Genomic DNA, 14,838 nt, shown 5'->3' on the forward strand with positions numbered 1-14,838 from the left:
TTCTAACATCCAAATATATATATACTAGCACATCCGTGTGCCACGCTTACTGCGCCATGCCACTAAACACAACTGATTTAAACTTCAGGAGAATCAAAATCAATAATATAGTCAATACTATTAACTGTGCTATCAACAGTATTTGTTAACACAGCAGAAGTCATTGGATAACTGGCTGCTTGAACATTAAGCATCGAAACCTCTTCAGTTCCATCAAATGGTATTGAAGAGATAGAATTTTTATCTCCAGCATCGGATAATAAGTTATTAATTTCTATATCTGCGAGATGTATAGTTTCGCCGTTATCTTCACTAGATAAAACAAAATCAAACGTCTCATGATCGATTGTCTCACTGATATCTAGCAAGATCGTCTCAGCCAATGCTATATCTACTTCCCCATCTAGCACCACATTGTCATCAACTGGCTGTAATAACTCAGCCTCTTCCCCCTTGCCTAAAGTCGACTCTGGCCCGCCCCCACTACCGTCGACCTTAATATCTATCGTTAATTTTGCCTCACTCTTCGAACCATCTGGAGCCGTCACTTCGTAAACGAAAACCTCTGCGTCCTGAATACTCTCTGGCTTGATCCCATCATTAAGGGTGTAACTATAGTTACCTTGCGAATCAATAGTGAGGAAACCATATTTTCCAACAATTGTTGTCTCACCGCTTCCCGACAACTTAATACCATTTACACTGCTAACAACGGTACCCTCAGGGACAATATCCATCCCCGCACCATCTTCACTACCGCTAATGACATTACCGTTGATACTCTCACCAAACACCTCCATCCCTATTGTCACGTCGGTGAGAAAATCCAGAGTTACCCCCGTCGCAACCGCGATACCGGAAGTCTGATCCAATAGGAACACATAGTCCCCCGCGGGTAAGGTAATCTCCACTTCATCACCGACGCCTCCGAGTAAAAGGATCTTAAGGAAATTCTTCTCGACATGATACTTATCGTAATTACCTGTTTCTGGATTAAGTTTATAAATTAATAGGTCAAAAACGGAACCGATACTAACACCACCACCTTTTCCTTGTAGAGTAATCGAACGCGTTGTCCCCTCCTCTACAGAAACCTTAGCTTGTTTTTTAATATCGATCACAGAGAGATCAAGGATATCGCCTAACCCAATTGATACCACCGCGAAACTCGTCTGCGACGACGTTCCGTTATCAACGGTATAAGATTTTGATTCCCCATTTAGTACTGCATTATCATCAGAGAGTTTCAAATCCAATTCTGTATCACTATCCGAGTCCGCCCCCCCTCGGAATCGCTGTCGGAGTCGCTATCGGAGCCTGCGCTCCCCTCGGCGTCGGAGTCACTGTCGGAGCCCGCGCCGCCCTCGGCGTCGGAGTCGCTATCGGATCCTGCGCCGCCCTCGGCGTCGGAGTCGCTATCGGAGCCTGCGCCCCCCTCGGCGTCGGAGTCACTGTCGGAGCCCGCGCCGCCCTCGGCGTCGGAGTCGCTGTCGGAGCCCGCGCCGCCCTCGGCGTCGGAGTCACTGTCGGAGCCCGCGCCGCCCTCGGCGTCGGAGTCACTGTCGGAGCCCGATCCCCCCTCGGAGTCGCTGTCGGAGTCGCTGTCGGAGCCTGCGCCGCCCTCGGAGTCAGAGTCACTATCGGAACCCGAGCCACCCTCGGAGTCGGAGTCGCTGTCAGAGTCCGAGCCACCCTCGGCGTCGGAGTCACTGTCGGAGCCCGCGCCACCCTCGGCGTCGGAGTCACTATCGGAGCCCGCGCCGCCCTCGCTGTCGGAGTCGCTATCGGAGCCCGCGCCACCCTCGCTGTCGGAGTCGCTATCGGAGCCCGCGCCGCCCTCGGCGTCGGAGTCGCTGTCGGAGTCGCTATCGGAGCCCGCGCCACCCTCGCTGTCGGAGTCGCTATCGGAGCCCGCGCCGCCCTCGGCGTCGGAATCGCTGTCGGAGTCGCTATCGGAGCCCGCGCCACCCTCGCTGTCGGAGTCGCTGTCGGAGCCCGCGCCGCCCTCGGCGTCGGAGTCGCTGTCGGAACCCGCGCCACCCTCGGCGTCGGAGTCGCTGTCGGAGCCCGCGCCACCCTCGCTGTCGGAGTCGCTATCGGAGCCCGCGCCGCCCTCGGCGTCGGAGTCACTGTCGGAGCCCGATCCCCCCTCGGAATCGCTGTCGGAGCCCGCGCCGCCCTCGGCGTCGGAGTCGCTGTCGGAACCCGCGCCACCCTCGGCGTCGGAGTCGCTGTCGGAGCCCGCGCCACCCTCGGAACCGGAGTCGCTGTTGTTTGTTAAACGGCTTCCCTCTCCCCGGCTAGCAAGCGCCGCCAGTCCGGCCAATCCTCCCCCCAGTCCGGTAAAACCAACTAATCCAGAAGCTATCGATGAATTATCCTGAGGCAACATCAGACTTTCAATATCAGGCAATAATGTAGTATATTGAAAAGCCGTTCCAGGATGCTCTACCCACCATAAAGCGCCATCTTCATCCTTAATGACGAGTACATTGTCAGAGTCCTCTCCTGTTTCAGGGTAAAAATCGACGAGTATTATCTTACCCCCTGATTTCAACGCAACAACAAGATTCCGACCTTCACGAACAAAGAGAACAACATTCTCTTTCGCTGCAGAGAGCGTAATAATACTCGGGTGTGAGAGTGTTATTACACTCCCATTGACGCTCAGTATTTCACCGCTACTCCTATCGATGGTAGATATATCATCCATTAGCTCTACATCCATATATAAACTTTTATTCTCAATTAGATACAATCTCCATTACGTACTAAGCACATGTGTAAAATATGCCGAGTGGAGTCATCAACTCCGTAATGCAAAAAACAATAATGAAGATCCACAGCTTTATACACTTATTAAACCAAAGCATTCAACCACAAAAAAAATAGGTATTTACCTCTCAGCATCACAGAAAGATGACTAAAAAAACATATCACCATAAAGAAATTAAAAAACAGAACTTTCATCCACAAAATAAATATTTAATAAATTTTTATTATTATAAATAACTATTGCCGCTATATAATAAATAAAATTACTGATATTATTCAGTTAATTGTTAATTACAAAAATGACCATATTTGACATGTGGTTAATAGTTTATTTGAGAAGCACGATAATAATACACATCAGACGTAATCACCTTATTGTAGAAAAACTGAAGATATCAAGTCACTGACTTCAGATTATACCCCCCCTCACACCATTACACATTAGCCAAGATAAAGTAATATAATTCAACCAATACCGTCTTATTAAAATCACGCTATCCCTTCATCTTGTTAATCCACTGATTCAGATACCCATCGCTATTATTCTCGTTACCCATGACAACAGCATGGATACCATGAATAAGAAGAGTGCGCAGATGCTTGCCTCCCCTTTTAGTCATGTTCATCAGCGCCGGCCTGTCGCCATTTGAGTGCTGGCGTAGACTCAGACCACGTCAGGCGGCGCAGGCTCTTCTTTCTGGCATGCTCTCCCCCTGCGCACATCGATGAAATAGGTGGGGGGCATCACACTCCATCAACTAATTTTTTGAATTAAAAAATATTCATCATCGATTATATTGATGCTACGAACCTCGCCATGAGCGCCCTCACACCCTGGCATGCCACCGCCCGCTCGCTGCAAAAATTTTGCCGCTGTGCGGCAAACTATTTTCCTGTCGCAACGCACTATTGTCGGGAATACTCGCCTCCAGAGATAACGGATGGTTAATTCAACGCACAGGAGAAGTACCATGACGCAACAGGCATTCCAGGCTCAACCCTTCGCCCTGCCCTTCGATCCCCAGAGCACCGCGCTGGTGATGATCGACATGCAGCGTGACTTCGTCGAGGCCGGCGGCTTTGGCGAGGCGCTCGGTAATGATGTCTCGCTGGTGCGTAGCGCCATTGCCCCCTGCCAAAAAGTGCTCGCCGCCGCGCGCGCCCATCAGCTGTTGGTGATCCATACCCGCGAAGGGCATCGCGCCGATCTGAGCGACTGCCCCGCCGCCAAGCTCACCCGTGGCGGAAAGACCTTCATCGGCGAGCCGGGCCCGATGGGTCGCATCCTGGTGCGTGGCGAACCAGGCCACGACATCATCCCAGAGCTCTACCCTATCGCCGGGGAGCCGGTGGTCGATAAGCCGGGTAAAGGCGCCTTCTACCAGACCGATCTGCAGCTGATCCTACAAAACCATGGCATCAAGACGCTGATCGTCTGCGGGGTGACCACCGAGGTGTGCGTCAATACCACCGTGCGTGAAGCCAACGATCGCGGTTATCAGTGCATCATCCCGGCCGATTGCGTCGGCTCCTACTTCCCCGAGTTCCAGAAATCCGCGCTGGAGATGATCAAGGCGCAGGGGGCGATCTTCGGCTGGGTCAGCGACGCCGACTCCATCATCGCCGGGTTACAGGGCTAAGTTGTATGAGGCCGCCGCTGCTTCCCGCGCTCTCGTGTGGCTATCTTGCCGCCGAGCGTAGCGCGCAGTCGTTGTCGGTACACAGCAGCTTCGCACACGCGCTCAATCTGCGCGATGCCCAAGGAGCGCTGTTCACGCTACTGTGCGGCCAGCGCTACCCCGATTTACCCGATGCGCTGCGGGTCGCCCTGCCGGTAGGCTGGGAGTGGCGGCATATGGCCGTCCGGCACGCCCCCGTCAGGCTGACGGCGGGCCGCTTATTGGCGGAGCGTTTCGAGATCGATCTGCGTCACGCGCCCGTCTGGCGACCCACGGCGCGCAGCGCGACCCGGCCGCTTACGGCGGCGGCGTTTGCCACGCACTACCCGCGGCTGTGTGCGCAGTTACAGCAATACGGCCTGGCACACACCTGTGTCAGCGATCTCGCGTGGCAGCCACTGACGCGCTCAGGCTGCGAGTCTAACCAAGCACACGCGAGTAATGTGGGCACTATACACACGATTGAGCGTCCGCTCAACACCTAAAGTGAGCAGTCGCTCAAATTGTTCATCGCGATAAAGTTAAAATAAAATCAATGCATTACATATCACACATACAAATATATTGAGGAATATCAGCGGGAAAGAATCAGAAGGTTCACGGCGGCCTTGTGCGCCGACGAGCGCGCGCAGGCCGATCGCCTGAAAGAGAGCTGGCTCATAAAACGCGGCGATCAGTCGGAGGCAGCGGCGCAAGCCATCGCTTGGTTATTCCTCGGACGTCACGGGCCGTTTGATCGATCCGGCAGGGGGAGGAATGAGGCCATAACGGGATACCTCGGTGGGCAGGTCTTTCCGGCTAATCCCTAGAGTCAACGCCGGAGAGACGTATCATGGGCGCGAAGGGGGCAAGCAGGGGGTGGCACCGCGTCACAACGCTGCCTTTGTGAAGGTTCCCGGTCATGAATATGAGTTATGTGAAGCGCCGCTCTTGAACCCCGTAATATGCAAATTGCGAGGTTTAACTTAAACAACGAGTAGTGAATCAGTCGCGCTGGCGTTTAATGGAAAACGCACGGATGTTAGTTACAATACGAAGTCAGCGCGTGTGCCCCGTCAAAGAATCAGGGGAATAGCGCACGCATAGGAATGTATTACACCGCATGCAAAAACTTTAAATTAAATAGAGTAATTCTATTCATGACTTAACGCCAAAATAAAATCTATTGCCGCCCAAGGTGTTTTTAGTCCCTCCTCGGGGCGCAAAATCTAAAATATCCGCGGCGCGGATGCTTTTGACATCGCGGTCAGCGCGGCCGCAAGCGCCCCCTTAAAAACACGCGCCGGAGGGTCACCCACTCCGGCGGCAATCAGGCGGCATCACTTCAGCAGTCGGACCTTCACCGCCTTCCCTTTGATTTTGCCCTGCTGCAGCTGCTTCCAAACCTGGCGGGCCACCGCTCGACGCACGGCGACGTACGCGTGAGTCGGTTGAATATCGATTTTTCCGATATCCGCACCGTCCAGCCCCAGTTCACCGGTTAGCGCCCCCAGGATATCGCCCGGGCGCATTTTGGCTTTTTTACCGCCATCGATGCACAGGGTCGCCATCGCCGCCTCCAGGGCGACGATGCGAACACCGTCCGGCTGAGGCTGCCACTGGAGTCTGACGCCGAGCATCTCCTCCAGCGCGTTGGCGCGCTGCGCCTCCTCCGGTGCACAGAGGCTGACAGCCAGCCCGCTTGCGCCGGCGCGGGCTGTGCGGCCAATTCGGTGCACGTGAACCTCCGGATCCCAGGAGAGCTCGTAGTTGATCACCATCTCCAGGGCCTTAATATCCAGCCCTCGGGCCGCCACATCGGTCGCTACCAGCACCCGGCTGCTGCCGTTAGCGAAACGCACTAGCGTCTGATCGCGATCGCGCTGCTCCATATCGCCGTGCAACGCCAGCACGCTCTGCTCACAACCCTCCAGCGCATCATAAACCGCCTGACAATCTTTCTTGGTATTACAGAACACCACGCAAGAGGCCGGCTGATACTGGCTTAACAGCGTCTGCAGCAGGCCTAGCTTACCACTGCGGGAGACCTCGTAGAAACGCTGCTCCACCGCGGGCAGCTCGCCATCGGTATCGATTTCAATCGTCAGCGGATCGCGCTGAATTCGGCGGCTAATAGCGGCGATCTCCGCAGGCCAGGTCGCGGAAAACAGCAGCGTCTGGCTCGTTTCCGGCGCCCAGGAAATCACTTCGTCCAGCGCATCGGCAAAGCCCATGTCCAGCATCCGATCCGCTTCATCCAGGATGAGCGTCTGCAGCGCCTCCAGGCTGACGGTCTCTTTTTTTAGATGATCGAGCAGCCTTCCCGGTGTTGCCACAATGATGTGCGGCGCATGGGCCAGCGAATCGCGCTGCGCGCCGAAGGGGACTCCGCCGCACAGCGTCAGCACTTTGATATTCGGCATATAGCGCGCCAGCCTGCGCAGCGCGGCCGCCACCTGATCGGCCAGCTCACGGGTCGGACACAGCACCAGCGACTGGGTAATAAACCGGCTGGCATCAATATGCTGCAGCAGGCCAAGGCCAAACGCCGCCGTTTTACCGCTGCCGGTCTTCGCCTGCGCGCGGACATCCTTTCCCGCCAGAATGGCCGGCAGCGTCGCCGCCTGCACCGGCGTCATGGTCTGGTAGCCCAGCTCATTAAGGTTGTTGAGTTGTTCTTCGGGAAGGGCATTTAGTTCAGCAAACGATGTCACAGTGATAGTCTCAGCGGATAAAAAAGGCCGTCCGGGCGTTATTGCCAGGGCGTCGGAGGATAATGATACCATTCAATACCGATGGTGCCGTGTGGATTTTTCATCCGGACATCACCCCTACCCCTTTCCGCCGCCGTACCCCATCCCTGACCGGTTGGATCTTGGGCAAAATGCCCCGGGAACACCCGCCAAAGAGTGGTTTTACCCGGTAACGTGGCACAGCCCCGAGAATTACGGGTATACTCTCCTGGATAACCTGACTGAGCCAGAAACGAAGATGACAAAACTTACCTTACAAGAGCAGATGCTAAAAGCGGGGCTTGTGACCAGTAAAAAGATGGCCAAGGTCCAGAGAACGGCTAAAAAATCACGGGTTCAGGCCCGCGAGGCGCGCGAGGCCGTAGAGGAAAAAAAGCAGGCACAACTCGAACGGGATAAGCAGCTGAGCGAACAGCAGAAGCAGGCGACCATCGCTAAAGAGATCAAAGCCCAGGTTAAGCAGCTGATTGAAATGAACCGAGTCAGCCTGAAAAGAGGCGATATCGATTTTAACTTTACAGATGGCAGCATCATCAAAAAAATGACGGTGGATAAGCTGACGCAAAACCAGTTGGTCAGCGGCCGCCTCGCCATTGCCCGTCTGGCCGTTAACGGCAGCGACAACGATGAGTACGTCATTATCCCGGCCAGCGTTGCCGATAAAATCGCGCAGCGGGATGCCGAGAGCATTGTCCTGAACAGCGCCCTGAGCCAAGAGGCACAGGATGAGGATGATCCGTATGCCGACTTTAAGATCCCTGATGATTTGATGTGGTAAGTCAGTCATCGAGCGCCACGGTGTAATGGTCGGTAATATGCATCCTGGCGAGATGCATACACTTATCAGCATATAGTATGCATACGCCGCGGTGCTCATGAATCACCGTAGCGCGACGTTGACCCTGCCCCAACGGTTGACCACTCGCGTCAGCGGCGCGACGCCCTCTTCCTCACGCACCATCATCATCGCTGTCCGGCATCAGTACGTCTATCACGCTGCGGGTAATGCCAATGCCATTAGAGAGAACCGTATTCCGCCTCTTATGGCATTATCATGCAAACGCGCTCTCCTCCGGTTATCTTAGGCTACGCCTCGCGTCACCCTATTCGTGGCGCGGTACCCACCCAGGTAAAACGATACGCTTGCTCAATCTCAGGTGATCCAGATAAGGAATGCACTCACTTTTATAATGAGGTGAGTTTTCGCAGACTATTCTTCAGTCTCCCCCCTATGCTATCGTATTTCGGATAATTCCCTGTGCATATTTAAACCAGGCTATATTCGTTACCCCCTATCAAATCAATAGATATGATTAGCTAACAAATATGGTAACCGGCCATCTACAATGATAAAAATGATCAAATAGTAAACATCCAGCTGGTTATAAATTATAGCGTTTTATTATAAAGCACATTAGCATCTTGCATAATAAAATAAACATTAAGATATCGATACACTCGTTCTCGTTATCAAAAAAATACAATATAAATGTATAAAATAGTGGTTATCAAACATTCCCTATTTTATTTTCAATTTTAGAAAAAACACAACTCAATAAATAATCACAACGCACCAAAACAACCGAGGAGAGTGCCATGCATACAGTCAATAAAATCAAGATATTAACTTCAAAAAAGAAGGTATTGTTTTTCTTAACCTCCTTAGCGATCAGTCCTTCCGTATTGGCTGATACCTTAACCCGGGATAATGGAGCGCCCGTCGGAGATAATCAAAACTCACAAACTGCCGGCCCTAATGGCCCAGTATTGCTACAGGATGTACAGCTCTTACAAAAATTACAGCGTTTTGATCGTGAGCGTGTTCCAGAACGCGTGGTGCACGCTCGCGGTACTGGCGCTCACGGTGTATTTACGCCAACAGCTGATATTTCAGATTTAACCGTTGCCAAAGTCTTTACTCCCGGGAGCACTACTCCTGTTTTTGTCCGCTTCTCAAGCGTAGTACATGGAACCCACTCGCCGGAAACCCTGCGCGATCCGCGAGGCTTTGCGACAAAATTTTATACTGCCGAGGGCAATTGGGACTTGGTGGGCAATAACTTTCCGACCTTCTTTATCCGTGATGCAATCAAGTTTCCAGATATGGTGCACGCGTTTAAACCCGATCCCCGTACAAATCTTGATAATGATGCACGACGCTTTGACTTTTTCTCGCACCTGCCTGAGTCAACCCGGACCTTAACATTGCTCTACTCTAACGAGGGTACGCCATTATCCTATCGCAATATGGACGGTAACAGTGTACATGCCTATAAGCTGATTAATGACAAAGGTGAAGTCCACTATGTGAAGTTTCACTGGAAAACGCTTCAAGGGATCAAGAACCTGGACCCACAGCAGGTTGAACAGATCCAAGGTAAAGATTATAGCCATATGACTCAGGATCTGGTTACTGCAATCAACCGTGGCGACTATCCAAAGTGGGATCTGTACATCCAGGTTCTCAAGCCTGCAGACCTAAAGAACTTCGATTTCGATCCGCTTGATGCTACGAAGATCTGGCCAGATGTGCCGGAGCGAAAAATTGGCCAAATGGTTCTTAACAAGAACCCCGATAACGTTTTCCAGGAAACCGAGCAGGTGGCGATGGCGCCCTCAAACCTCATCCCGGGCATTGAACCATCGGAAGATAAGCTACTGCAAGGACGCCTGTTCGCCTATGCCGATACACAATTTTACCGTATCGGCGCCAATGGCCTTAGCCTACCGATAAACAAGCCTCATACCGCCGTCAATAATGGCAATCAGGATGGGCAACTCAACAGCGGGCATACGCTAGACAAAGGGGTTAACTACCAGCCGAGCCGTATTTACCCGCGGGAAGAGTTGGTGTCCAGCCGTTATAGCCAAACGCCCCTGTCAGGCACCACGCAGCAAAGTAAAATCCAGCGCGAGCAAAATTTCAAACAGGCGGGAGAGCTTTATCGCTCATACAGTAAAAAAGAGCAAAATGACCTCATCAACAGCCTGGGAACCTCCCTGGCTAGCGCTGACACTGCCAGTAAAAACATTATGTTATCCTATTTTTATAAAGCGGATAAGGACTACGGCACTCGCCTTACCGGCGTCGCTAACGGCGATTTGCCAACGGTAAAAAACTTGGCTGATAAGCTCCAAGATTAAATCTTAATCGACTTAGCCCGCGTCATCACGCGGGCTATTTATATCACTTGATAAGGCCATATAATGAAAATACGCGCTCTGTTTTTTCTCTTATCCAGCCTACTGGCGCTATCCAGTGCGCCAACATTTTCCCAGCCGACCCCCGACTCACTATCGGTTAAGCAACAGCTAAACGATTATCTGTGGAATGCCGCTCGCGATGGCAATATCGCGGTCATCAATGACTTTATTTCCACCGGCTACAACATGAATGTACAAGATAGCCATGGCTATACCGCCGTGATCTTAGCGGCCTACCATGGCCATCAAGAAATTGTAACGCGTTTAATCCATGCTGGGGCAGATCCTTGCCTGCGGGATAATCGCGGAAATACCGCGTTGATGGGAGCCATTTTTAAAGGTGAAATCAGTATTGCCCGGAGGCTGATTGCAGCCAAATGCAGCCCGGATATTCAAAATAAAGCAGGGCAAACGGCAGCGATGTATGCATCACTGTTCCAGCAGCATGAGTTGCTTGCCAAACTCGAGGCCCGTGGGGCGGATATGACTATCACGGACACTCACGGCAACAGCGTTGCTACCCTTTCCACGGGCGAGATTAATACGGGGAAATAATCCCCTGCGTCCTCGCCGTCGCACGGTATCTCACCGACGCCGCCCTATGGAGAGCGCGCAATGCGCCTTGGCCAGAGTTACCCCCTGGGTATCTCACCATGGAAAAGAACCGCCGGTAAAAGGCGCCCGCCAAGCGGGCGCATTATCTAGACTATTTATTATATATAAAAAAGACAAAGCGCCGCCGCACAAGGCTCAGCCCGGCGCTACCCGCGATACGCGGCATCGACGACAGCGCTCAACATAGCCCGTTAAGCGCAGGTAGCCACGACACGGGGTAATCGTTCGCCTTGCCTTCAGTCCCCGTAGCCCGATCGAGAGCGGATGCCATCGTGCTCCGCCCATGGCCAGACTATGCCTGACCAGCTCACGGCTATATTAATTTCAAGTTTATTATCAATATATTACCCATTATTTTGTATCATGTGATACAAAATTAATTGACGCTGCCGAGCCCAAATGTATATTCAATGTTAAAACAGTCGGTCAATCGGCACGTTGCTCCGGCAACCCTCTCCGGAGTCTCCATGAAAAAAACGCTGATCTTGCTCCTCTTGCTGCTGTTAATCCTGGCCTTCTTCATCCTGGATGGTCAGCGCTGGCTGACGTTCGAGACGCTAAAACAGCACCAGGCCGCCATGGAGACGCTGCGTCACCGTGCCCCCTGGCAGAGCGCTGCGGCATTTTTCGCTCTTTATCTTCTGGTTGCCGCGCTCTCTCTCCCCGGCGCCGCGGTCATGACGCTGGCCGCTGGGCTGCTGTTTGGCCTCTGGCAGGGAACCCTGCTGGTCTCCTTTGCCTCCAGCGCCGGCGCAACGCTGGCCTTTTTGGCCTCGCGCTTTCTGCTGCGCGATACGCTGCGACGCCGGCTGGGCGAGCGTCTGGCCACGCTCAACCAGGGGCTGGAGCGCGACGGCGCCTTTTACCTGTTTACCCTGCGCCTGGTGCCGCTGATGCCCTTTTTTCTCATCAATCTGCTGCTGGGGCTCAGCCCCCTTTCCGCGCGACGCTTTTATTGGGTCAGCCAGCTGGGGATGCTGCCGGGCACGCTGATCTACGTCAACGCGGGCACCCGCTTGGCCGACATTGACTCGCTGGCCGCTATCGTCTCACCGACGCTGTTGCTTTCGTTTACCCTGCTCGGCGTGTTTCCCTGGCTGGCCCGTTTTGGGGTTCGTCAGTTTGCGCAGCGACGCTACTATCATCGCTGGCGGCGGCCGCGCCACGTTGAGCGTAATCTGGTGGTCATTGGCGCCGGAGCCGCCGGTCTGGTCAGCGCCTATATCGCCGCGACCGTCCGCGCCAAGGTCACCCTGATAGAGCGCGACGCGATGGGGGGCGACTGCCTAAATACCGGCTGCGTACCCAGCAAGGCGCTCATCCGCAGCGCCACACTGGCACATCAGATGCGCCACGCCGATCGCTACGGACTACCGGCCACGCCGCCGGCGCTGCACTTTACACAGGTGATGGCGCGGGTGCGGGAAACCATCCAAAATATTGCCCCCCATGACAGCGTCGAGCGTTACACGGCGCTGGGGGTCGAAGTGCTAAACGGACGCGCCCGCGTCATATCGCCCTGGCAGGTAGCCGTCGACCAGGCCGACGGCACCCGGCGGATCATCAGCACTCGCGCCATCGTCATCGCCGCCGGCGCGGAACCGATCGTACCAGACATCCCCGGGCTGCAGCCCGATGACTACCTGACCAGCGATACGCTGTGGCAGGCGTTGGCGCAGAGAGACGCGCCGCCGCCGCGCCTGCTGGTGCTGGGCGGCGGCCCCATCGGCTGTGAACTCTCCCAGGCGCTGGCGCGGCTGGGGGCCGGCATCACGCTGGTACAGCGGGGGCCGCGCGTTCTGCCCAAAGAGGATGTGGAGGTCAGTGAACGGGTACAGCGCAGCCTATGCGCTGACGGCATTACGCTATTCACTGACTGCCAGGCGCTACGCATTGAGCGGGACGCCCTAGGCAAACGCCTGATCGTCAGTCGAAACGGTCAAGAGATCGCCCTGGCATTTGATGACCTGCTGCTGGCGCTAGGACGACGCCCCCGCCTGACGGGATATGGACTGGAGCAGCTGGGGATCGAGAGCGCGCAGCAGCTGTGTAGCAACGCCTATCTGCAGAGCCTGTGCCCCACCCTCTATGTCGCCGGTGACGTGGCGGGCGGCGAACAGTTTACCCACCTTGCCGCCCATATGGCCTGGTACGCCAGCGTCAATGCCCTGTTTGGCCGCCTCTGGCGCTGGCGCATCGACGATGCGGTGATCCCACGCTGTACCTTTGTCGATCCCCAGGTCGCCCGGGTGGGGCTAAACGAATCCGAGGCGCGGCGGCGCGGCATTCCCTATGAGGTGACCCGCTTTGCCTTGGCGGATCTCGATCGGGCCATCACCGATGGCGCTACCGAGGGGTTTATCACGGTGTTGACCCCGCCAGGTAAAGATCGCCTGCTGGGCGTCACCATCGTCGGCGAGCAGGCGGGAGAGATGCTGGCGGAGTATACCCTGGCCATGCGCCACGGGATCGGGCTGAATAAGCTGCTGGCGACCGTTCATCCCTACCCGACCTACAGCGAAGCCAATAAATATACGGCCGGCGTCTGGAAAAAGGCCCACGCGCCGCAGCGGGCGTTAGCCTGGTTGGCTCGCTATCATCGCTGGCAGCGGGGGCGACCGCACCCGTAGCGGGACGCGATATGACCGCGTACCCTCCGCGACCTACGGCAGGCGGCACCCCGTGGCCGCCTGCCAGAAGCGCTCCACCGCCGGGCGACTGCTTTCGCGGCGTTTATACAGCAGGATCTGCAGACAGCGGCTCAGACGCGGATGGTCTGGAAAGGCGTTACATAGCACCCCCTGCGCCAGCTCCCGATGCACCATGGAGAGCGGCAGCCAGGCCAGGCCGCGATCGCGCAGCACCATATGCTTTAACCCCTCGCTCATGCTGGTCTCATAGCATTTCACCAGCGGCTGCGGCGCATGACGGCACAGGGGTGCCACGACGCGGCCAATAAAGGAGAAGTCGCTGTAGGCCAGGTAGGGCAGCGGCTGCCCCGGTGGATGGCGCTGCGCCAGCGCGCGTGAGATGACCGGAATGAGCGTTTCATGGGCCAGCAGGTGCGACTGCAGACAGTCCATTTCGGCAGCGCTGGGGCGCGCGCCATCGATGTCATACACCATCAGCAGATCGGCGCTGTTTTCTAACAGCGTATTAAAATGGTTATCAATCCCCTGCAGCCCTGGATTGACGACCACCTTGATCCCCTCCAGCGCCGATCCCATGGCGTCGAGTAGCATCGGTAGCATATTGACGGCAAAGGTGTGCAGGCTGGCAATACGCACCGTCTCGTCGGACTGGATCGCCAGCTGGGCGAAGTCCAGTTTGACATCAAGGATCCGCGCCAGGATATCTTCGGCCGAGGAGAGAAACTTTTCGCCGTAGGGAGTAAGGGCAATAGGGTTACTGCTGCGATCGAACAGCGGCACCCCCAGCCAGATCTCCAGCGCCCGGATCCGGCGGCTAAAGGCAGGCTGAGTAACGTTACGCGCCCGCGCCGCCGCCGAAAAATTACCCAGCCGCTGCAGGCTGATAAAATCCTCCAACCATTTTACATCCATCGTGCGTCCTATGTTGTGACGGCATAGCGCCATGCCCAATAAGCAATGGCGATATAAACTGTGGTGATATTATATTTTATAAAAATAGATTCCTATGGGATGCGCGGCACTAAACCGCCCCTACCGCTGCGCAATCGCCAGAATGTCGGCGGCGATCCGCCGTCGCGCCCGCCCCGCTGCGGGGATCCGCCGATCGTCATATCGACACAGCCATTTACTCGCCCCCGCGGCGGGTCACGCTATCGCCATGTCCAACACAGGAGAGAAGCT

The 14,838-nt window shown here is 55.0% G+C and carries 10 protein-coding genes and 1 pseudogene; 6 read left to right on the plus strand and 5 right to left on the minus strand.

The window, feature by feature from the left end; all coding sequences use genetic code 11:
* Nucleotides 1–77 precede the first annotated feature (77 nt).
* From QY76_RS17435 to QY76_RS19400, 3 genes and pseudogenes are all read right to left on the minus strand, one after another.
* Nucleotides 78–1,256 carry a BapA/Bap/LapF family large adhesin gene (locus QY76_RS17435; RefSeq protein WP_045426849.1) on the minus strand — a complete coding sequence of 393 codons (1,179 nt, stop codon included), beginning with the start codon at nt 1,254–1,256 and terminating at the stop codon, nt 78–80.
* Nucleotides 1,247–2,728 (minus strand): BapA prefix-like domain-containing protein, encoded by a 1,482-nt coding sequence (locus tag QY76_RS13070; protein ID WP_053111566.1) that lies wholly within the window; start codon nt 2,726–2,728, stop codon nt 1,247–1,249. Before QY76_RS13070 ends, QY76_RS17435 begins: the two co-directional genes overlap by 10 nt.
* Before the next feature lie 544 nt (nt 2,729–3,272).
* Nucleotides 3,273–3,446, minus strand: a pseudogene (locus QY76_RS19400) (transposase); the annotation flags it as partial.
* Between the two features lie 300 nt (nt 3,447–3,746).
* On the opposite strand from QY76_RS19400, the gene QY76_RS13075 reads away from it, so the two are divergent.
* Together QY76_RS13075 and QY76_RS13080 are read left to right on the plus strand one after the other, a co-directional pair.
* On the plus strand, nt 3,747–4,415 hold the full coding sequence (locus tag QY76_RS13075; RefSeq protein ID WP_034164290.1) for a cysteine hydrolase family protein: 669 nt from the start codon (nt 3,747–3,749) through the stop codon (nt 4,413–4,415).
* A gap of 71 nt (nt 4,416–4,486) precedes the next feature.
* Nucleotides 4,487–4,939, plus strand: a complete 453-nt coding sequence (locus QY76_RS13080) for a hypothetical protein (RefSeq protein WP_147319173.1) — start codon at nt 4,487–4,489, stop codon at nt 4,937–4,939.
* An 834-nt stretch (nt 4,940–5,773) separates the two neighbouring features.
* On the opposite strand, the gene dbpA is transcribed toward QY76_RS13080, so the two are convergent.
* Nucleotides 5,774–7,147, minus strand: coding sequence for an ATP-dependent RNA helicase DbpA (gene dbpA / locus QY76_RS13090; RefSeq protein ID WP_045424952.1), 1,374 nt, complete (start codon nt 7,145–7,147; stop codon nt 5,774–5,776).
* Nucleotides 7,148–7,424: 277 nt separating this feature from the next.
* Here dbpA and QY76_RS13095 point away from each other — a divergent pair, with 277 nt between their 5' ends.
* The 4 genes from QY76_RS13095 (at nt 7,425) to QY76_RS13110 (ending at nt 13,635) form a co-directional block, all read left to right on the plus strand.
* The gene (locus tag QY76_RS13095) at nt 7,425–7,964 is read left to right on the plus strand and encodes a DUF2058 domain-containing protein (RefSeq protein ID WP_034164302.1); all 540 of its coding nucleotides are present in this window, start codon (nt 7,425–7,427) and stop codon (nt 7,962–7,964) included.
* Nucleotides 7,965–8,782: 818 nt separating this feature from the next.
* Entirely contained in the window at nt 8,783–10,330 is a 1,548-nt protein-coding gene (locus QY76_RS13100) for a catalase (RefSeq protein WP_034164303.1), read from the plus strand.
* 63 nt (nt 10,331–10,393) lie between these two features.
* Nucleotides 10,394–10,945: an ankyrin repeat domain-containing protein gene (locus QY76_RS13105; protein ID WP_034164304.1), complete on the plus strand. Its 552-nt coding sequence runs from the start codon at nt 10,394–10,396 to the stop codon at nt 10,943–10,945.
* A gap of 527 nt (nt 10,946–11,472) precedes the next feature.
* Nucleotides 11,473–13,635 (plus strand): FAD-dependent oxidoreductase, encoded by a 2,163-nt coding sequence (locus tag QY76_RS13110; RefSeq protein WP_045424950.1) that lies wholly within the window; start codon nt 11,473–11,475, stop codon nt 13,633–13,635.
* Nucleotides 13,636–13,668: 33 nt separating this feature from the next.
* On the opposite strand, the gene QY76_RS13115 is transcribed toward QY76_RS13110, so the two are convergent.
* On the minus strand, nt 13,669–14,568 hold the full coding sequence (locus QY76_RS13115) for a LysR family transcriptional regulator (protein WP_034164306.1): 900 nt from the start codon (nt 14,566–14,568) through the stop codon (nt 13,669–13,671).
* Nucleotides 14,569–14,838 lie beyond the last annotated feature (270 nt).

It is taken from the genome of Edwardsiella sp. EA181011 (genome assembly GCF_000800725.1).
Lineage (GTDB): Bacteria > Pseudomonadota > Gammaproteobacteria > Enterobacterales > Enterobacteriaceae > Edwardsiella > Edwardsiella anguillarum.

What these genes read in the sequence shown, in the direction of transcription:
- QY76_RS13070 (WP_053111566.1), bottom strand. Translation starts at nt 2,728, where the DNA reads ATGGATGTAGAGCTAATGGATGATATATCTACCATCGATAGGAGTAGC.
- QY76_RS13075 (WP_034164290.1), top strand. Translation starts at nt 3,747, where the DNA reads ATGACGCAACAGGCATTCCAGGCTCAACCCTTCGCCCTGCCCTTCGAT.
- QY76_RS13095 (WP_034164302.1), top strand. Translation starts at nt 7,425, where the DNA reads ATGACAAAACTTACCTTACAAGAGCAGATGCTAAAAGCGGGGCTTGTG.
- QY76_RS13100 (WP_034164303.1), top strand. Translation starts at nt 8,783, where the DNA reads ATGCATACAGTCAATAAAATCAAGATATTAACTTCAAAAAAGAAGGTA.
- QY76_RS13105 (WP_034164304.1), top strand. Translation starts at nt 10,394, where the DNA reads ATGAAAATACGCGCTCTGTTTTTTCTCTTATCCAGCCTACTGGCGCTA.
- QY76_RS13110 (WP_045424950.1), top strand. Translation starts at nt 11,473, where the DNA reads ATGAAAAAAACGCTGATCTTGCTCCTCTTGCTGCTGTTAATCCTGGCC.
- QY76_RS13115 (WP_034164306.1), bottom strand. Translation starts at nt 14,568, where the DNA reads ATGGATGTAAAATGGTTGGAGGATTTTATCAGCCTGCAGCGGCTGGGT.